General features: G+C 38.9%; 18 protein-coding genes. 11 read left to right on the top strand and 7 right to left on the bottom strand.

Going from position 1 to position 20,547, the window contains the following annotated elements; translation table 11 throughout:
* Positions 1–1,196: 1,196 nt before the first annotated feature.
* Positions 1,197–1,580 (top strand): hypothetical protein, encoded by a 384-nt coding sequence (locus BP621_RS11365; RefSeq protein ID WP_292389989.1) that lies wholly within the window; start codon positions 1,197–1,199, stop codon positions 1,578–1,580.
* Positions 1,581–2,100: 520 nt separating this feature from the next.
* On the opposite strand, the gene BP621_RS11360 is transcribed toward BP621_RS11365, so the two are convergent.
* From BP621_RS11360 to BP621_RS11345, 4 genes are all read right to left on the bottom strand, one after another.
* Positions 2,101–3,036: a helix-turn-helix transcriptional regulator gene (locus BP621_RS11360; protein ID WP_292389987.1), complete on the bottom strand. Its 936-nt coding sequence runs from the start codon at positions 3,034–3,036 to the stop codon at positions 2,101–2,103.
* A 650-nt stretch (positions 3,037–3,686) separates the two neighbouring features.
* Positions 3,687–4,022: a hypothetical protein gene (locus tag BP621_RS11355; protein WP_292389986.1), complete on the bottom strand. Its 336-nt coding sequence runs from the start codon at positions 4,020–4,022 to the stop codon at positions 3,687–3,689.
* A gap of 705 nt (positions 4,023–4,727) precedes the next feature.
* Complete coding sequence (locus BP621_RS11350) at positions 4,728–5,753, bottom strand: DUF5996 family protein (protein WP_292389985.1); 1,026 nt, start codon at positions 5,751–5,753, stop codon at positions 4,728–4,730.
* 226 nt (positions 5,754–5,979) lie between these two features.
* Complete coding sequence (locus BP621_RS11345) at positions 5,980–6,348, bottom strand: VOC family protein (RefSeq protein WP_292389984.1); 369 nt, start codon at positions 6,346–6,348, stop codon at positions 5,980–5,982.
* Between the two features lie 227 nt (positions 6,349–6,575).
* On the opposite strand from BP621_RS11345, the gene BP621_RS11340 reads away from it, so the two are divergent.
* The 5 genes from BP621_RS11340 to BP621_RS11320 all read left to right on the top strand — a co-directional run bounded on the left by BP621_RS11340 (position 6,576) and on the right by BP621_RS11320 (position 11,311).
* Positions 6,576–7,535 (top strand): hypothetical protein, encoded by a 960-nt coding sequence (locus BP621_RS11340; RefSeq protein WP_292389983.1) that lies wholly within the window; start codon positions 6,576–6,578, stop codon positions 7,533–7,535.
* A gap of 226 nt (positions 7,536–7,761) precedes the next feature.
* On the top strand, positions 7,762–8,934 hold the full coding sequence (locus BP621_RS11335; RefSeq protein ID WP_292389981.1) for an ATP-grasp domain-containing protein: 1,173 nt from the start codon (positions 7,762–7,764) through the stop codon (positions 8,932–8,934).
* Positions 8,935–9,109: 175 nt separating this feature from the next.
* Positions 9,110–10,141 (top strand): ATP-binding cassette domain-containing protein, encoded by a 1,032-nt coding sequence (locus tag BP621_RS11330; RefSeq protein WP_349682074.1) that lies wholly within the window; start codon positions 9,110–9,112, stop codon positions 10,139–10,141.
* Between the two features lie 3 nt (positions 10,142–10,144).
* Positions 10,145–10,981, top strand: coding sequence for an ABC transporter permease (locus BP621_RS11325; protein ID WP_292389979.1), 837 nt, complete (start codon positions 10,145–10,147; stop codon positions 10,979–10,981).
* A 69-nt stretch (positions 10,982–11,050) separates the two neighbouring features.
* Entirely contained in the window at positions 11,051–11,311 is a 261-nt protein-coding gene (locus BP621_RS11320) for a UBP-type zinc finger domain-containing protein (protein WP_292389977.1), read from the top strand.
* 158 nt (positions 11,312–11,469) lie between these two features.
* Here BP621_RS11320 and BP621_RS11315 read toward each other — a convergent pair whose 3' ends face one another.
* Both BP621_RS11315 and BP621_RS11310 read right to left on the bottom strand, forming a co-directional pair.
* Positions 11,470–11,925, bottom strand: coding sequence for a hypothetical protein (locus tag BP621_RS11315; RefSeq protein ID WP_292389975.1), 456 nt, complete (start codon positions 11,923–11,925; stop codon positions 11,470–11,472).
* Between the two features lie 160 nt (positions 11,926–12,085).
* The gene (locus BP621_RS11310; RefSeq protein WP_292389973.1) at positions 12,086–12,616 is read right to left on the bottom strand and encodes a GDSL-type esterase/lipase family protein; all 531 of its coding nucleotides are present in this window, start codon (positions 12,614–12,616) and stop codon (positions 12,086–12,088) included.
* Between the two features lie 717 nt (positions 12,617–13,333).
* Between BP621_RS11310 and BP621_RS11305 the strand changes: the two genes are divergently transcribed.
* From BP621_RS11305 to BP621_RS11285, 5 genes are all read left to right on the top strand, one after another.
* Positions 13,334–14,044 carry an SDR family NAD(P)-dependent oxidoreductase gene (locus BP621_RS11305; protein ID WP_292389971.1) on the top strand — a complete coding sequence of 237 codons (711 nt, stop codon included), beginning with the start codon at positions 13,334–13,336 and terminating at the stop codon, positions 14,042–14,044.
* 222 nt (positions 14,045–14,266) lie between these two features.
* Complete coding sequence (locus tag BP621_RS11300) at positions 14,267–14,977, top strand: SDR family NAD(P)-dependent oxidoreductase (RefSeq protein ID WP_292390055.1); 711 nt, start codon at positions 14,267–14,269, stop codon at positions 14,975–14,977.
* Positions 14,978–15,074: 97 nt separating this feature from the next.
* Entirely contained in the window at positions 15,075–15,743 is a 669-nt protein-coding gene (locus BP621_RS11295; protein WP_292389969.1) for a phosphoribosyltransferase, read from the top strand.
* A 487-nt stretch (positions 15,744–16,230) separates the two neighbouring features.
* Complete coding sequence (locus BP621_RS11290; protein ID WP_292389967.1) at positions 16,231–17,757, top strand: alpha/beta hydrolase family protein; 1,527 nt, start codon at positions 16,231–16,233, stop codon at positions 17,755–17,757.
* Positions 17,733–17,876 carry a hypothetical protein gene (locus BP621_RS11285; RefSeq protein ID WP_292389965.1) on the top strand — a complete coding sequence of 48 codons (144 nt, stop codon included), beginning with the start codon at positions 17,733–17,735 and terminating at the stop codon, positions 17,874–17,876. The genes BP621_RS11290 and BP621_RS11285 overlap by 25 nt, the downstream gene beginning before the upstream one ends.
* An 812-nt stretch (positions 17,877–18,688) precedes the next feature.
* Here BP621_RS11285 and BP621_RS11280 read toward each other — a convergent pair.
* Positions 18,689–20,173: an AAA family ATPase gene (locus BP621_RS11280; protein ID WP_394339305.1), complete on the bottom strand. Its 1,485-nt coding sequence runs from the start codon at positions 20,171–20,173 to the stop codon at positions 18,689–18,691.
* Positions 20,174–20,547: the final 374 nt, after the last annotated feature.

Here is a 20,547-nt window from a genome sequence, read left to right as displayed (position 1 = left end):
TTCATTTTCTTCGTCATGTGATTTCACATAGATTTAAATTCGATCTGAACGGAATGCCCAGGAAGATAATCAAAGGCTTAAAACTGGTATTGGATCTGTTTTGCAATTCGTTTTTGCATTTTTCGTTACATGAAGAGAATATCCAGTTCCTGAAAAATAAATTACCACTTTACCTTAAAAGACCATCAGCTAGCCTGTTCTTCACCAAAGCTGCCAGATTTATTAGATTTTTTTCACGAATATCCATCCGAAAACGCACGTACCTAACCATAAAATGCTTGGTGCAACCGGGTTGAGGTTCTTGAACCTTACCACATCCAGTGGATCAGCAGGAATGATAAAGAGTTTTTAAGCTCATGCTATTGGTTTTTCAGTTAAGCTGCGTATCGCACAGTTCTTATGCTTTCAACAATTGTAAAGTAATTTTTTATGTTTGCGCTTAGAAAAATAAACAAGTAAATTTATCGCTTTTTTTGAAAATATAAGGATTTTAAGGAGCTTTTTTCATGTTATATGTGCTAGACCCCATTATAGATTAAATTTAAAGTTTATAAAATCATATTTGCTTTAAAAGCTTCCACTTAGTTTCTTTTTTCATAAAAAAACCCCATATTTAAGGTAAAATTGCTTAATTGATATCAGCAAAGGCATTTAGAAGACACAACTATAAAGTAAATTGCTGCTCAAATTTGAAAAACAAATACGATCAGATATTCTGGAAAATGTAGGGAAATTTATGTACCTCAGTTTTCAACAACTCGCCTTGAAAGCCCGAAGTTAAGGCGGTTTATAAGTATTAAACACATTATATATGGATAAAAATAACTTTTAAATTTTAAAAACCTTTATTTTATTAATTAAACCATTTAAAATGGTTATTTTATTAATTAAACCCTTTTAAGCTATTTTTTGGTATAAGTATATTTATATTTAATCTAGCGAATTTTAGAATTGTCAAGTCGCAGGTAGTCGGCAAGACAACCAGAACAGGTAAATTAAGCAGGTAATTCAAGGTATAAAACAAAGCCGAGTAATAAGTGAGTAATAACAGAATAAACAACAGAATAAACAGAATAAATAGAAAATAAAAATAATAATAAAGTTAAATAAATTTAACAGAATAAACAACAGAATAAACAGAATAAATAGAAAATAAAAATAATAATAAAGTTAAATAAATTTCTGGAGTGAGGTACGTGTTGGAAATGAAAAAGATACTGGGAATTTTCCTGGCAGTCTGTTTTGTACTGTCAGTGACAGTTGCATCAGTAAGTGCAGCACCTTGGGACAATGACAGGCACAAGCGGGACGACAACAGGAACAAATTTGACAACCATGACAGGATTAAGTGGAACAAAGACAAGATTAAGTGGGACAACGACAAGAGAAAGTGGGATAACGACAAGAGAAAGTGGGGCAATAAGAAACATGGCAACGAGTACAAAAAATGGTATAAAATGTATATAAGTTGGTTTGTCAGCTATAAAACGTTCTACGGTTATTACAACAAATTCTATAGCTACTACTACGAGTATTACGAGTCCTACAGGAGTTATAGCAGCCACTATGGAAGCAGATGATAACTGGCTGTAATATGAGACGATAATTATCTCGTCATACACCCCTTGGATTAAACAAGCAGCAATCTGGATTAAAAGCAGTTTCGATTAAACTCGGGAGTGGGTTATGTGTTGAAATGAAAAAGATACTGGGAATTTTCTGGCAGTCTGAAATGTATATGAAATGGTTTGGAGGTTACAACAAATCTCATGAGGATTGTAATAGATAACACTGAAACAAATGATCAGAGTTGGCTGTAAATTAAGACAGTAATTACTTAGCGATACACCTCTTTGGATTAAAAACAATTATCTGGATTAAAGAGAAAACGATCTGGATTAAAAAATAGTTTTAATTAAAAAGCAGTAAGACCAAGAGCAGTAGGGTTCTTACTGCTCAGGAAGTGGGGAGATTTATGAGTTCTCTACCCTGAGGAACAAAGTGAACTCTCCCTGATTCTCTTTTCTTTTACATTATCATTACATATTATTACCATTACATATTATATTACATTATGTTGCATTTTTGCTGGTCGTATAGTTAGCTTCCCCTGCGCTCCTCATCTGTTAAAGTTACAATATTCTCACGTCCGTGCTTGAACTTCTTAATTAATCCTCTCTTTTCCAGTTCTGAAAGCAGGAGGCTAATTTTTACTTCGGAATACTCCAGCCTGCTGCGGAGATCCTTTTGCGTAATTCTACCTCTGTGGCCCCGAATCATATCCAAGACTTCTCGTAAATCAGATGGAAGAGGGAGTTCTCTTAAATCAGCAGGCTCAATTTTGGAATTATTTGCAATTTTTATTCCTGGCTCTCCTGAATCTATTACCAACTCATTTGCTGAGACTACCTCTCCAAGGTTTCCGAAACCCGGCTTCACTCCAGAACCAGGGCTTTTACCAAGGGCATTTGCCAGAAGTCCAGATGTATTGAGCTTTTCTTCCTGAGACCTGTTTATTTTCATCTTTTTCCACTTCCTGGAAAGTTTATAACCTCCGCCAAGCAGAAAAAGAACCATGAAGGCTACTGGCAGGCAACTTACAGTAAAAAAGTCAGTCCTGGTTTTTTCGGTGGGATTGACATTACTTATTTCGTCTTCGACTGCTTCAGTTACCGGATTTCCGGAGACCGGATAAAGCAGGAGATCGAAGACATAGTTTCCTTCCTCTTCAATCTTCAAAGTTGTTTCTTTTGAATAAATAATGGTGTTGTTCCGGTAATACCTGGCTGTAATGACGTAGTCTCCGGGTCCGAGTTCAAAGGAATAAGTGCCGTTTTTTGCCAATACTGATTGAGGAGGATTGGAATTGATACTAATTACAGTATCATTTAGGGGTTCAAAGGTATCCCATGCATATGTTGCCCCATGGATTGTTGCAGTGATGTTGCTGTCTGCTAAGAAAGGTACCCCTGAAGTGGGAGATACCCCTAAAGCTAGTAAAGCAGCAGTGCAAAGGATGTAGAACCTCAAGATCATCTCTACCAGTTAATCCAGTATTCCCAGTTAATCCAGTATTCCCAGTTAATCCAGTATTCCCAGTTAATCCAGTATTCCCAGTAAATCTAGTGTTGTAAGTCGAGGTTATGGGGATCCGCTGCTAAAAGTTGTGAGCATAAGATATCTCTAAATTTTTTTGAATATTGAATATATGTCCGTTTTTCCGGATAATTTCAATAACTCGCCCCATATCTAAAATGAATTTTGCTATTATGAGCACGTTTCAAGATTGCTCCTGAGAAATCAAATATAGAATTTAAAGCCCGGCTCACTGAGCACCTTCCCCCATGTTTATAGACTATTATGGCTATAGCCTACAATTAAGTAAGTACAGATGATAAATAAATATATCGTTTATTATTTATTTCAATTTAAATAAAACAATAAAACCGATACAGTGCTCTGATCCTGCTTTGCTAAACCTTCCACTTTTATTAAAGTGGATAAATTTTAAAAAATTAACAAACAAAATCATCAAATGGACCGCAAAACCGTATCATTTAACAGGAAGACTGACAGCGTTACTAAATAAGATCAATAAAACAGGAGTTCTTACATAAAATCCTCTATTCTGATAGTTTTGTATCAGGAATTAACCTTTTCATTTTGGATTCAAAAGCTTTTATCCTTTATTTTAGGCATGTATACCTATTTCCATTGTAACCGTCGATGTATCCTTTTTGGTACCCTCTATTATAACTGTCTTTGTAGTTTTGGGTCCACCTGTTATCATTGGAAGGAGAAGGAATTTTTGAAAGAGCTTCTCTGCTTCCATATTTGTTACAGTCTATCTGGCCCTGTTCTCCGCCATCTCCATAACCTTTTTTATAACCATCGCTGTAGCCATCATTATTCTTACTATTACCAGCTGCGCTTGCTGCTGAAGCCGTTACTGACAATACAAAGCAAAGTACCAGCAAAATAGCAAAAGTATTTTTTACTCTACCAAACTTTTTGTATATCATAGATTAACTCCTGATTTGTTCAATTAAAAGTAATATAGAGAGTGTGAAAACGTTTTATTCCAAAATCTTTGATTTTTAAATTTTCTGCTTATAAACCTGTGATAATCTTACAAACCTGCGATGTTCGGACTTCGAGTAAGAAACCCAACTTTTGAACTCACGAACTCGAATTCAGATCCTAAACTCACTAACCTGAACTCAATCCTTAAATTCACTAACCTGAATTCAATCCTTAAACTAACCAATCTGAAATCAACCCTTAAACTCGCTAACTTAAGATCTTCATGCACCTGCAACTTCTACTTGACCTCTCGGCTTTGGAAAGAATTACTTAACTGTTTTGCAGGTACCTGTTAATTGATAATTTTAATATTAGCTGGATTAAATATAAATATACTTATAATAAACCTAGTTTGAAAACTGTTATATTAGTAAAATAAGTTTTTCTAAAGCTTTAATCATGAATTAAACTATATTTAACTCATTTAATACACATATAGAGATTAAAAATCACTTTTTTATGATACAGGCTTTAAATACAGGTTTTTTATGGTTTATACTGATTAAACATGGTTTCCAGTTGAAAAACGACTATAATGAAATAAAAAATCTCTTAAAAATTCAATATAGAGTGAAAAAGGAAAATTAAAGAAAACACGAAGGAAAAAACGGGCAAAAGCACCCCTCAATCTTCTAATTTTAAATTCAGATATCCGGCCTTTCCAGCTTTTCCAAAATATCCGCCTGCTCTTTGTGCTGCTTTTGAGCTTTTTCCTTTGATTGCTCCTTAAGTTGCTTTTCGGATGACGGAAGCCTGAGAGCCTCACTATCCCAGTTTGCCCTTTTTGCTCCTGCCTGATACACGCTTTCAAGAAAGTCCAGAACCGCTTTTTCCGGCGAATCTGCTGCATTTCGGACATCTTCATACCTTAGAAGCGCAAGCCCGGCCTGGTGACTCCAGAAAGCTTCTTTCGGGCTTAGCGGCTCATTCATGAAACCCGCAGGCTGGGGGTGCATATACGCATAAAAAGCCGGTTCCCTTATGTTCTGGTCTCCAGCCCAGAACCCGAAGCTAATCATTTCATGCGAGGAAGCCTCAAGTTCTACAGGGTTTGCCCCTTCTCTTACCGGAGCAAGCCTGCCTGAAAACAGAGTAAGGGCAAGGTCGGCGTGATGCCAGAAAAAGTGCACAGGCGAACTTTTCCCTGTAAACCAGCCCCTGAAAACCTGAAAAATGGAAGAGACCTGCACAAGGATTTTCCAGAACCGGTTCACATATTCTTCGTCATAGGCAGTGTGCTGATAATCGGACGGAAAAGGTTCGGTACTCACTCCAGGCATATCATATGGCACCGGCTTGATGCCTACCATGATCCCGAGCTCGCTCAAACTTGAAAATACCTTGTCATAAAATACGGCAACCGAAAGCCCTTTTAAAGACACGGTTTTTAAGTCCCCTTCACTCGTTTCTATTCTTAAAACATGTTCCTTGTCCCGGAAATTAAATTCCATCTCAAAAGTCATGTCCTCGTAAGGAATAGGTCCAGTCGTGAGCCCACGCACGGAAACATAAAAAGGCGCATGCCACCAGTGGTTCATTTTTGGAAACAGCGCAAGCTTGACCTTTCCCACGATTTGCAGGAATAGATGCAGCGTATTCTTCGTATCTTCCCATTCTTCAAGTGGCAAAGGTGGAAACTGAACATCCCGCGTAAAGCTAGTGCTTACCATGATTACCCCCTCTTGAAAACTCCTGGATTACTGAATCAATGACAGTAACATTATCAGTGATATTATCAGTGATAGTAAAGTTTGGTGGCGATCCCATCAAATTTATAAAACCCTGATTATGAGTTGTAGATTCCGTTAATTTATAAGTTTAAAACCTTTCCTGCCCGAGTGAAGAAAATTAAAATATTGACTCTGGAGCAGGATTTTTGAATTCATAGCTTGTTTTTTATTTTTCAGGCCAGTTTGAATGTTCCACGTATTCTATTACCGAGCCGTCGAGATGCTTTACTGTCATATTCCTGCCTGTTGGGACCTTATCCGGACCCCGGAGAATTTCTGCACCTTTTTCTTCCAGATAAGCCTTGAATTCATCGAGAGAATCTACAAGAAACGTAGCTTGCGTGCTTCTGAAGGGTTTCAGAGCTTCATCCGAGCCGGCTATGAGCAAAATAGATCTTATTTGAGCCAGTTCCAGGCCGATTGGTGGGATTGCAAAGCGCATGGCTGCGGGGGAGCCTAAGAGTTCTCCGTAGAATTGAAGGGCTGAGTTAAGGTCGTTTATATAGAGGCGGGAGAGGGTTTGAAGGATTTTCATATTATTGCTCTCACTTATACTATGAGCTATATAATTAAGGACTTCGTCGAGTTAAATCACAGTCTTAATATGCTGCTACTTCTGAGAATACTATATTATCTTACTGATTCAAAAGTTATATCCTTTATAATAAGAAATATAAAAAATTTGAAAATAATATCATTAAAGCATAAGTTCAATTTTTAAGGTAGTTTTTACCAAATAGTGTCAGGCTAAAAGATGATATCATGGATTTATTGAAATTGATAAATGATAAATGTAGTTTCTTCTCAGATACAGAGATTTCCCAAGGTCTAAAGAGTGTTATTTTACATCTCGAAACAGCTGAACGTCACTTTGAGAGAGAAAAACAAGGAGAAGATTATCTTTTTACGGATGTTGTTTATCGATCAAACCAAGCCTTTGAAGGTTCACTGAAAGAAGCATATAGAGTCCTTACAGGTAATCAACCTGAAAAATTGACTCCATACAAAATAGAACAATATCTTGAACAAAATGCAATACTACAGGAAAGGGTGTTATCTCTTTTTACTAACTATCGTGAAGAATGGAGGAATAAATCGACTCATGATTACAAATTATACTTTTCCGAACAAGAAGCGTTCCTTGCTGTAGTAAACATATGTGCTTTTTTTAATATACTTCTCGACCAAATGATAGGGAAGAAAGCATATGATCAAGAAAAAGTAGAGTTGTCAAAACTAGGAATTGTTCCATCAAAACAAGCTCAAGATAAAAGCCTAGTCGAACAGGTCAGTCAACTTTTAATTACATTTTCTAATGATTCCCCTTCAATAATGAGAGGCGCTACAATGCCTAAGTATTTTGAAAGGGAGTTAATGGGTAAGCTTAATGCATACTTAAGTTCTGCAGATGAGCAAATTGAAGTGATTCCAGAATACGCGGTTATTGATGGAGAACGCAGGTTATATGCAGATTTCTTGGTCAGAAAAGGTGAAAGTTCATTGTTGATTGAAATAAAAAACCCAACAAAATCTGTTGATACTTTACTAAATTACGGTAAGGATCAATTATTCACATATATAAACGCCTCTGGAATAAAAAATGGGATACTTTACATACCTCCTAGGAGGAATAACTCTACTAAAATGATGACAAGAGAAGTCGAACTTATAATGTCTGGTAACAAAATGAAAATAGTTGAGGTTTTCCCTGAAAAGTTTTAATTTAAAATTATGAACCCTCTAGTGAGCTTCAATAATCGGCATTCTTCTACTGGTTTATAAAAACAATAAGTTGTTTAGTACTGTTCAGCGTTGATTGAGTTTTGGATTAGCTCATAAAAAGAATATGAACTGCTCATTCAAATATATTCCACAAAAAATATTACCAACCTCTCTTATTATCTGGCTTCAGGCTTCAAACTGAAAGACAATAAGAAAGGTTAGAAAAATGTTAATTCTCGACCACCCCTACGTCTCCGAATTATTGAAAAATACTGCTGCGGAATTGCAGATTCCTGTTTTAAAAAATGAAATGGCAGCCGGACTGAAGACTGAAAAAGAGCTGAGGCTTCTTGAAGAAGCTGAGTTTATCAAAGTAATAAAAGAAAAGGGTGAGTTTTCTCTTTATTCTAATTCCGAAAACTCTATTGGCTGGATTTCGGAAAATTTGGGCTTTACAGGGTTGCCTGAGAAAATCGAGCTTTTCAAGAACAAAGTCAAGTTCAGGGAATTGCTGGAAAGGCTCTACCCCGAATTATATTTTAAGAGTGCTAAATTTGAAGAGCTTGACGAGATCCGGGTTGAAGAAATCGAAAAACCGTTTATAATAAAGCCTGCTGTGGGATTTTTCAGCCTCGGTGTACATAAGGTTTCCACCAACGAGGAATGGGATTCGGTACTGAAGTCCATAAAAGCTGAAGTTGAAGAGATCAAAGAGCTCTATCCGGCGCAGGTCCTGAATGTGGAGAATTTCATTATCGAGGGAAATGTCGAAGGGGACGAGTTTGCGGTTGATGCTTATTTCAATCGCGAGGGAAAGCCTGTAGTCCTCAATATTTTCAAACACATCTTTTCTTCGGAAAACGATGTCAGTGACAGGGTGTATTTTACTTCGAAAACGGTTATAGAAACCTACAGGGAAGCTATTGAGGATCTTTTAAAGGAGATAGGAAAGCTGGCCGGGCTCAGAAATTTTCCCCTTCACATAGAACTTAGAATAGCGGAGGACAGGAAAATCCAACCGATTGAATTGAACCCGATGCGCTTTGCCGGCTTGTGCGGGACTGATATTGCATATTTTGCATATGGGATTAGTACTTACAGGTATTTTTTGGAACAGCTTGAGCCGGAATGGGACAAAATTCTTGCAGATAAAGAGGGGAAGAGCTTCTGCCTTGTTATGTTGAACAAATCAGAAGACCTCAATTTGAATGATGTACAGGCTTTTGATTACGAAAAATTGCTTTCGGACTTCGAAAAGCCCCTGGAACTTAGAAAAGCGGATCATGAAAAACGCGGCTACTTTGGGTACATGTTTACCGAAACCAGAGACAGTAACTGGGAAGAGATTGAAAGGATTCTGAAATCGGATTTGAGGGAATATATCACTTTCAAGAGATAATATCCGATATTCCGGTATCAAAAGATTCGGTCACGATATTGGAAAAATCTGTCCATGTACTCAAGATTGATTCAAAATAGTTCGGACTGATTGAAATTTAATACTGACCTTACTTTTTTTAATTTAATTTTCCGGAAAATACATAAAGAGTATCCTTTCAGCAAAAAATCTATTTATCACTGAAGGTTCAATCTTTCTAAGGGAAAAGGTAAATGGGGTACTTGTTCTGGAAGACAATATCATAGAGGTAAATGACCTTGAGTATTCTTTCGGCGAGGTAAAAGCCGTCGATAATATTAGTTTTGTAGTCCGGAGAGGGGAAATTTTCTCGTTTCTCGGGCCAAATGGGGCTGGGAAGAGTACTGCAATTAATATTCTTATCACTCTCCTGCCTATGCAGAAAGGAAGAGTAACTATTGCAGGCCATGATTTGAGAACCGAGCCTGAAAAAGTGAGGGAATCGATAGGGATTGTCTTTCAGGAGTTGACTCTTGACAGGGACATGACCGTGAGGGAGACTCTGGAATACCACGGAAGGCTCTATTCAATGCCAAAAGCTCAAAGGAAGGCGCGTGTGGATGAATTGCTCAGTCTGGTCGAGCTTGAAGCAAAGAGTGATGTCCTGACAAGGTACCTGAGCGGTGGAATGAAACGCAGGCTTGAGATTGCAAGAGGATTGATGACCCGCCCGAAAGTGCTTTTTATGGACGAACCTACAATTGGGCTTGACCCTCAGACAAGGATAAGAATCTGGGATTACGTGCGGGACATCAACCGGCAGGGCACAACCATTTTCCTGACAACTCATTACATGGACGAAGCCGACCAGCTCAGCGATTATATTAGCATTATAGATCACGGACAGATAATTGCCACAGGCAAACCCTGGGAATTAAAAAATGCACTTGGACAGGATGTTATATATCTGGAAACAAGCGATAACCAGGAAGCTTCAGATATTCTGAGGAAACTTGGTACTGTAAAAGGGATTCGAGACAAGTCAAAAGGAATAATTGTCATGGTCAATGTGGATGGTACCTACCTGCTGCCTGAGATCATGGATAAACTTCGGAACGGGGGAATTAAGATCAGGGCCGTAAACCTCAAAAAGCCTTCAATGGATGACGTTTTTGTTCACTATACCGGAAGGGAGCTCAGAGATACCGGAACCGAAAAAACCGTCGTGGTAAAATCAGGAGGGCGTTAAGAGATGCATAAAGGCTTTCTTACCATATACTGGCGGGATATGCTAAGGTTTGTCCGATTCCGCACTCTCCTGTTTACTTCCCTTGTCCAGCCTGCACTCTGGCTAGCTTTTTTTGGAGTAGCAATGTCAAACAACTTTGAAAGGTTGACTGCAACCATGCCAGTTATTCCAGGGGTGAGGGCTGTGGGCTATCTGACTTTTATAGGTGCAGGTGTTATTGCCATGACCACGCTTTTTACAAGTCTTTTTGGGGGGACAGTGCTGCTATTTGACAAAAATTGGGGGCTCATGCGGGAGACCCTCTCAAGCCCTCTGCCACGAATCCATATAATCATAGGGATAGGGCTTTCAGCCATGACAAAATCCTTTATTCAGGCCACTGTGATCATGGTTTTTGGGCTTCTGCTTGGAGTCCAGTTTTTTGAAGGCTACACAGCAGCACAGATTTTGGTCTCACTCTTTGGGATCATGCTTTTTATAGGGACATTTTCTCTCGGGTTTCTTTTCCTTTCAGCCGCAATAGCAATAACAATGGAAAGCCCGGAAGGAATGCAGGCCGTAATAACCTTGCTTACCATGCCTTTCTTTTTCACGAGCAATGCACTTTATCCTGCGAATTCCTTTCCTCCAGTACTCCGGACCCTGTCCACAGTCAACCCACTCACACACCTTGTCAGCGGAATCAGGTATTTTGCAATAGGAAGCGATTTCTCGTCAATCGGGCTCCGTTATACTTACACTCAGGGAGAAATGCTTGTTTCCTTCCTGGCTCTCCTGGCTTTTGCGGGAATAATGTTTCTTATTGCAAGGTGGAGGTTTACCAAGGTTACTGTTACATAATTCCAATACTGCTTATTTTTAAAGCTATAAAGATAAAAGTAAAAAGGAAAAGGAGATGGGGGAAACACTATGGTCTGTACACACAGGAATATGATAAAAATTAAGAACATAGAACAAGGTTCAAAGGGATGTGAAGAGTGCCTGAAAAATGGAGATAGCTGGGTGCACCTGAGAATTTGCCTGACCTGCGGACACGTGGGCTGCTGTGACCAGTCAAAAAATAAACACGCAACAAAGCACTTTGAAGAAACTAGGCATCCCGTGATCGAATCTTTCGAGCCTGGTGAGGACTGGAAGTACTGTTATATTGATCGCCAGTACCTTGAGTAAAAGTATAACGTGAATGTCAGATTATCAAATAATGCTTCGCGTTGCTAGGGTAAAAAATTTTCGACATACTGTAATAACAGGAAAACATTTTGAAATACGATAATTACTATCTTTTTTTGAATCTGCGTTCTCTACCGCTAATCCTTTTTAGATCCAACCTAGAAGTAATTAGAATTTTTTGCGGGAATTTTCCCTGATGATTTATATCCTTCTAAAGCTTTTACCCAATTTTCTCCGTCCCATTTTTTCCAGTGCATCATTATCATTGCACGGTTTAACAAAAGTTCTTCTCCTGAGTCTATGAAATCGTTTCCATTCTTGAGTCCATGTTCGAAAGTATATCTAAGGCGTCCAGAGTACCATTCCAAAAATCGTAAGAATGCTTCGAATTTCGATATCCTCAGATTATGCATAAAAAATGCGATACAGATTTCTTGAAGTTGATCTTGTCTTGGTAGCCAGATATAATTAATAGAATTGTTTCCAAGATCGAGTAAAACCTCAACTTTTTCAAAAGCAGGATTATAAACAAAATCACCGGATTGGGATACCCATTTCCGCTGAATTTCCTTCGTTAGTGAGCACATTCTGATATACTTCTCTGATGTGTCCATTTTAACCAACCTCAGAAGGAAATATTGAGTAATGGTTAAAAGGTTCATCTGAGCTATGTGAAAGTATTGACCTCAAATGTTAATATAATAGGTCCTACGATGTGATCACTATTTTTGCAGCTGTTTCCATTTTTCGAACCGCTGACGGCACCAGTTACTTCTAGTGTTTAAACAAATTGATGTCAATCGAATTTCCCATAGCAACATAACCAAGAGCGTTTGGATGGCACCCGTCTCCAGAATCGTACTCTTGCCTCAGATTGTCATGACCATCGTCCAGCACAGAGTGGAAATCTATCACTTTATAGCCTTGTGCATTTGAATATGATATAATCCAGTTGTTCAGGTTGTTTGTTTTTATTTTTAAATTCTGTGAAACATAAGTCATTGGCGTGATTGAGCAAAGTGCTGGTGTAATTCCATTTTGTGTGGAATTCTTGCACATTGCAGCCAGATCGCCTTCAATAAACTGTTCAGGCTGTCCAAGAAGAAGGTCATTGATTCCGCCCATTATTATAACAAAATTTGGATGGTGTGATATTACATCTCTGTCAAACCTAGCTAGCATCTCGTAAGTCTGATCTCCGCACTCACCAGCGTTGTATATTACTGCTCCAGACAATCGTGATTGCAATATTGCAGGATATGAAGTTCCGTTTCCACAAAAACCGTATGTGATGGAATCACCCATACACACTATAGATATTTCATTCTTATTTAGTGTACCATTTCCGACGTCTGCACAACCAGAAAGGGATATAGATGACACAAACATGAGGATTGTTATATATTCAGTGTATTCATAAATTCTTCTTATACTCGACTCGTCAAATCTGGATTAACTTCAAAGCTTCTTCCATCTTCTCAGGGCTGATGGGGAGATCTTCACATAATCTCATATGCACTGTTCGAACAAAATGTGACATGCATTAAGCTTGCTTCATCGGTTTCAATAAAGCTATACAGTGAGTATTAATGGAAAACAGATATGCAGTGTCAGGGTACCAGAAAGACCCTGAAGATCTCCACCTCTATGTTAAGGATGTTAGAATTCTTACGCCGCATGAATAAGAAACACTACTCAATACCATTCCAAAGGGCAAGCATCGCACGCTTTTTTGACATATTACTCATCACCTACATGTGGTACATCGAAGTGTGTAGGCTTTACGCACATCAAGAGTGGTACAACCCAAAACGAAATATTATTCATCTGCCTGAATTCGCACCAGAATTCTAAATAAAAGGCTGACAACCTAAGAAATTGAGAATAACAAAAAGCTCATTCTCGCGAGAAGAACCTTTATTCAGAAACTTAATTTCCAAAAATATATCCCTTTTTTCTACATTTTATCTTTTATTTAATAAAAAATAATTAGATAAAAATAAACGGATAAAAGGGGTAGCAATGAGTTTAGCAGGCCAAACAGCTCTTGTAACCGGGGGGAGCAGGGGGATAGGAAGAGCTATCTGCCTTGCTCTGGCAAAAGAGGGAGCAAATGTTATCATTACAGCAAGAAACGAGAATGAAATAAAAGATACAATGGATAAATTAAAAGCAATGGGCAGTAAAGCCCTCGCTATCCGGGCTGACGTGCGGAGTGAAGAGGATGTAAGACGCCTGGTTTCAATGACAATTGACAAATGCGGCAGGCTTGATATTCTTATCAACAATGCGGGAGTGGCCTACAAGAAGAGGTTGGAAGAGACCACCCTTCAAGAGTATGAAAAAATCATGGATACCAACTTAAAAGGAGTCTTTCTCTGCACAAAGTATGCGATTCCATATCTCAGAGAGAGCAAAAATGGAAAAATCATCAATATATCCTCAGTAGGAGGATTGCATGGGCTTCCGGATTTTTCCGTATACTGTGCCTCAAAGTTTGGGGTAAATGGCATGACGGAGTCCGTTGCAGCCGAGCTTGAAGGAGAAATAAAAGTCTATTCGGTCTGCCCGGGCGCTGTAGATACGGATATGTACAGGTCGATCTATTCAGACAGGCCCCCACTCAAACCCGAGCATATTGCGGAAAAGGTGCTGGAACTTGCCTCGCCTGATTCAAAAGTTACATCGGGTAAGATAATTGAGATACAGGTTCCTCCAATCCCTCAGCTTTAATGATTGAAACCCGAAGGGTAATCTCTGGCAATTAGAGAGCAGTTCTGGCAGACTTATAATATCTACATTATCTTTTTGCCAGGTCTTCTTAGCACCTTTTGCCAGTATTCCCTTTTCCTTTTAAGAGATAGATAGCTCTTGATGCAGTTCAGAAATATTGCTTCCAAAATTATATCGTTATCCTGCTTGATAATTAATTAAATGACTGTTAAAGTGACTGCTATGAGATTGAGAGGCCAGACAGCCATTGTAACCGGTGGGGGAAGAGGAATTGGCAGGGCCATCTGCCTGTCACTGGCAGGAGAAGGAGCCAATATTGTAATTGTCGCAAGAACCGAAAGAGAAATTCGAGAAACTGCCAGGTTGGTGGAAAGGGAAGGTAGAAAGGCTCTTGCGATAAAGACTGACATTCGAAAAGAAGAGGAGGTCATTGGTATGGTTTCAAAGGCAGTGAATGCTTTTGGAAGAATTGATATCCTCGTAAACAATGCAGGAATTGCATATAGGAAATATCTTGTGGAGACTTCAACCGAAGAATACAATGAGATTATGGATACAAATGTGAAAGGTATGTTTTTCTGCGCAAAGTATGCTCTTCCCCATCTGCTTAAAAGGGGTGAAGGCAGAATCGTAAATATATCTTCAGGAGCAGGAAAGCATGGCATACCGAAGCTTTCGATATACTGCGCTTCAAAATTTGCAGTAATTGGTTTTACAGAGTCTCTTGCTTACGAAGTAGGAGGCGGGGTTCAGATATATGCGGTTTGCCCTGCAAGCGTGGATACCAGCATGTACCGTTCACTGCATACCGATGAGCCTGTTCTCAAACCTGAAGATGTTGCAAAAAAGGTGCTGGAACTTTGTTTACCAGAAACGACCCTTCCTTCAGGCTCTTCAGTCGAAGTTTACAGGCGGCCTATGAGGATAGTTTGATTTTGATATTTGTACATTATAAAAATAATTTTTTAAGAATAATTTGCTTTGACGTTTATACGAAAATAGGGGTAATTTTTGAATAGGAGGTGGAGTTATGTTCAAAAACCGTAAAGATGCAGGGGAAAAGCTTGCAAAAGCTCTTGAAAAGTACAGGACAAAAAATCCGATTATTCTTGCTATTCCACGCGGAGGGGTAGAAGTTGGACTGCAGGTTGCAGCGAAGCTGAATGCCGATTTTTCTCTCATTATTGCAAGAAAACTGCCTTTTCCGGACAATCCTGAAGCAGGATTCGGGGCAATAGCAGAGAACGGGAGCACATTTATTTTAGAAAATGCACATTACTGGCTTTCAGGAGAAACCATTGAACGGATAAAAAAGGAGCAAATCGCTGAGATTGAAAGGCGGATAAAAGCTCTCAGAGGAGGAAATCCCCTGCTCGAGCTTGCGGGAAGAAACGTAATTCTTATTGATGACGGCATTGCAATGGGCTCTACAATGCGAGCAGCCATTGAGCTTTGTAAAAACAGGAAAGCCGGAAAAATCGTGGTTGCAGTGCCTGTAGCAGGTAGAGAGGTTGCAGAAGAGCTTAAAGAAAAGGTAGATGAGCTTGTGGTGCTTGAGACTCCTGCCTATTTCAAGGCTGTTGCCCAGGCTTACGAGAGATGGTACGATGTTTCGGATGAAGAAGTGCTCGACCTGCTTAGAGAAAGTATAAGGAAAAAAGAACTGAAAGATCAGGAATTTCATGAGCTTGAAGCCTGAAAAACTTTTCCTTTGTTATTCCTGTGAAATAATCTATGCTGTTAAATGACCTCTGTTAGGTAATCTTTCTTAAATAATCCTTTCAAATGAATCCGGAAACTGTATACAATTAGTAACCCTAAAACCGGACCTTGCTGCAGTTAGTATTTCTTAGAATAATCTTTCTGTTTTCCCAGAGAAAGTTTTGCAGCATATTTTAAACCTTTCCACAAAGTTTTTCCAAAAATTCCTTTTTCTAAAAATTATTTTTTCAAAATTTTTAATTTATTTTATGTTCGTTTAATTTATTCTTTTTATTTTATATTCTTTTTATATTTTATTAAAAAACATTATTTCATTTATGATTACTTCAATTTACTGAGCTGCTTCGATTATAAACATATTAAGTTAGTTGAAGCTGTAACAACTAGGATTTTAATCACTAGTTAATAATTATTAAAGTACAAACCAAAAAGTTTAAAAATAAATTCAAAAGATAAAAAGACAAATGAAAAAATGTGAGAGAAAAGGTATCATGAAAAGTAAAATCGTAATTTGCGTATTCTTATTAAGCATTACTATAGCGGGCCTTGGATGCAGTTCGCAGTCAGATGGGTCACACCAAGAGAGTTCACAACTAAATGACACAAAAAATGAGAGTGCTGGAGATCTCAAGGATATAGAAGGCATCTGGATGGGAAATTTAACAGTCCCAGGTGGGTTGGAGTTAAGAATTGTGTTCAATATTTCTACTAATCCTGATGGATCTATCAACGCCAGCATGGACAGCCCTGATCAGGGAATAAGCAGCATACCTGTTGAAAGCGCTAGTTATAAAGACGGTAACTTGAACCTTGGAGTAAAATCCATAGGTGGAAGTTTTGAAGGGATATATCAGGAGAATAACAAAACAATAGAAGGAGAATGGAAACAGGCAGGATCAGCTTTTCCGCTTGTGCTTAACAGAATTGAGAAGACTCCTGATACACACCGAGAGCAAGACCCTGTAAAGCCTTATCCATATACTGAAGAGGAAGTTGTTTATGAAAACAAAGAAGCAGGAGTGAAACTGGCAGGAACGTTAACTCTTCCCCGGTCAGAGGGGCCTTTCCCGGCAGTCATACTCATAACAGGCTCAGGCCAGCAAAATCGTAATGAGGAAATTGCGGGGCATCGCCCGTTCCTTGTACTTTCGGACTATCTGACACGCCAGGGAATTGCGGTGCTTCGGGTCGATGATCGAGGTATTGGAGGTTCGACTGGAAACGTTTCACAGGCTACAACTGAGGACTTTGCTGAGGATGTACTCACAGGAGTTGAATACCTCAAAAATCGCAAAGAGATAGATCCAAGCCGAATAGGACTTATTGGACACAGTGAAGGAGGGCTAATTGCACCTATGGTAGCAGTAAAGTCTCCAGATATCGCATTCATTGTACTCATGGCTGGTCAGGGAATTACCGGGGAAGAGATTTCGTACCTCCAGAATGACCTGATTTACAGGGCAGAAGGGGTAGACAATGAAACTATAGCCCGGAATGATGCGCTTATGAAAAGCATGTACTCTGTGATAAAAGAAGAACAAAATGAAACTATAGCCGCAGAAAAACTTCGCAAACTTATAATTAATGAGGTGGAAAACATGAGCGAAGAGGAGAAAAAGAATTCAGGTTACTCTGAAGATGACCTTGACGCTCGGGTTAATGCTCAGGTCCAGAATCTGATCTCGCCCTGGCTGCGCTTTTTCCTGACATACGACCCCGCCCCTACCTTGATGAAGGTAAAGTGCCCGGTCCTTGCAATAACCGGCGAAAAAGACCTTCAGGTTCCACCTGAAGAAAACCTCAGAGCCATAGATGAAGCTCTCAAAGCAGGTGGCAATAAAGACTATACAGTTAAAGAGCTACCAGGCCTTAACCATTTATTCCAGACCGCTAAAACAGGGTCTCCCTCAGAATACGCAAAAATCGAAGAAACAATTTCTCCGGCTGCTCTGGAAATTATAGGAAATTGGATCTCGGAACATACGCAGTAAAAATAAAAGGAAGAGGGGGATATAGGAAGAGAGGGATAAAGGAAGAGAGGGATAAAGGAAGAGAGGGAGAAGGAAATAACAGTACTGTAAAATGTAGGATCCTCCCAAATAAGCGTTAAAACTAAGGACATAGAGTGCTTATTTTGGGCAATAGATATGCATATAGGATTTCCCCAAAAAATGTGCACTCTAAATATCATTTTTTAGAGAAATAATTTATAATAATCTTTAAAAATGTGCACTCTAAATATCATTTTTTAGAGAAATAATTTATAATAATCTTTAAAATTGATAAATTGCCAAGATGTAACCTTTATTTGCTCACAATTTATGATTATTTATAGTTAAGGCGTATGATGCCATTTTCATCCAGAAGAAGTTAAATGATAAAAGTGAGGAAAAAACGATGTTTAATCAATTAATTGGAGCGCTTAAGCCCTCTAAATAATAAATAAATTGTTTAATAAATGTACATTAATTGGGGAGAGACTGGCACTACGTTTAATTGGGTAAATAAGCTTTAATGGTCCTTAAAAAACTAATCATCTTTTGAAGGATCTATCTAAATAGCAAATAAATTGTTTAATGAATATACCTTAGTTGAGAAAGGACTGATACTATATTTAATTGGGCAAATAAAGCTTAATAGACTTTAAAAAATTAATCATTTTTTGAGGATATATTTATTCAATTCAGAGATTTTTTTTGACTACTATATTATAATATTAAAGAAAGTATTTTAATGCAACTTACAGAAAAATGCTTCAACCCATAAGCAAAGAGCCCTAATTAGCCTCATTGAATTGTTTCCAAAACTCTAAAATAGTCTTCTGAATTTTGCATTCTGAATAACCAGTCGAGTTTCTGGCCATTAAAAATAGTCCTCAAAATTTAACGATTTGGGAATAGAATTGATTTTGGTATGGACTCATTATCTGAGCTTAAATCGGGAGCTAAGACCTTTCATAAAACTATTAACATTGCTGCCCGAATCGGATATGGAAATTTTTTCCATTTCTCTTTTTCCTGCTCCTTTTGCAGGCTGCGGTTCAGGTTGCCTCTGTCTGTTCTGCAGTCCGAGCATTGACCGGCTTTTTGAGATAAGGTCATTGAGCTCGGATAATTCGATACTTCGGGTATCGTGCAGGAGGAGAGCTTCGTTTCTGTCAAGCGTCGAGAGCCAGATATTCGTATCCATCAGGTTTTTGAGAAGTTCCCTTTCGGCTTCAAGCCTGTATTTTACGCGTTCCAGACGATCGGCCAGGGCTTCCAATTCTTTTTCAAAAATTTCTTTCTGGACCTGGGGCAGTGTGCTCGCTTCTCCAGCCGATTCCTGGAGCGAATCAATTTCTCTCACAAGGTTGTCATAAGGATAGATCCTTGAAGATCCTTCCATTTTAAGCGTATAGCTGTGATTCGGGTGGGAAATATGGTGAGTTTCAATTTCCTGCCTCAGCCGGAATTCTTCTCCGCAGCTGTCGCAGACAATCTTTACAGGAAGTTCGTTTTTCAGGGCAATGCTTACTACAGTCTGAAGGTCTTCGGCTTCCTGACGCAGTTTTTCCGTATTAATACCACCTGAGATTGCGAACTCAAAGACGGTTTTCCTTATGGTTTCCCGCTCTTCGGGAAGGTTCCAGAGCATGTGCTGAAGCAGGAGCACCATTGTCCTGTCCACAGTCGGGCACTCGCTACTGCAAGCCGCAACCCTAAGCACCTCAATAATTTTCTTCCAGCGCCGGTCCGAGATTTCAATCTCCTGAAGCTGGAGGTTTTTTCGAAGCTCAGTTATAATGACCTCAACGTCAGGGTCAACAGGCAGATCTTTTGCACGTGCCCGAAGTTCGTATATTGCAGAAATAATGAGACTTGCAGCAGGTTCGAACTCGTCATGGCTCCTGAAAAGGAGGTCCCGGAAATTCCCTTCGTCCTGAATATATGCGAGACTGTACCTGAATAAAAAGCGGTCATAAAGGGCTTCAAGACTCTCGTTTTCATCAGGAAACTCATTAGATGCCCCGAAAACCGAGAGCAGTGGTACATCTACAAGCTCTCTCCCGTTATGGTATTTGTGCTCATTGAGAATGGTCAGGAGGCTGTTAAGGATCGCACTGCTTGCTTTAAAAATCTCGTCCAACAAAGCAACATGAGCAGTCGGGAGGCAGCCGTTAATTTTCCGGCGGAATTCATCTTCTTCCAGGGCTTTTAAGGAAAGCGGACCAAAGAGCTCTTCAGGGGTGGAAAAACTTGTCAGGAGATAATTGAAGAAATTTCCGCCTTCGATTAACTGGCAGATACTTTTCGCAAGCTGGGTTTTTGCCGTTCCAGGCGGACCGAGGAAGAGGAGGTTTTCCCCGGACAACACGGCAAGGAGAGAACCATTGATCTCGGCTTCCCGCTCTTTAAAATAGGCCATAAATGCAGATTTGATCTCAAGAAGCTTTTCTTTCAGGGATAGGCCTCCAAGGCAGAGGGTGATAGTGGGACAAGTTCAGAGTAAAATTAATTTTGCAGCCAAGTTTAAGTCTTTAGCCTGATTCTATTTTAAACCTTTTAATCGTATTTCATTTTGTGAAAACTCATTTTCCAAAAAATTAATTTCTGGAAATCTAGCTTCCTATTTTATGCTTTAAGTGGTTTCTGAAGCCTTTTCTTCTAATTAGCTTTTCGTTAACGAGTTTTTGAGTTCAAATGACATACAATTTAATTTTTTATATATAGAACTGAAGCAATCAGTTTTTGCATCTTAATCATTTTTGTGTGCAGGTAAACCGTGAAGCTTAAATATGT

Origin of the sequence: Methanosarcina sp. UBA5, assembly GCF_002505485.1 — an archaeon.
GTDB lineage: Archaea > Halobacteriota > Methanosarcinia > Methanosarcinales > Methanosarcinaceae > Methanosarcina.
This window is presented reverse-complemented; position numbering and strand designations above follow the sequence as displayed.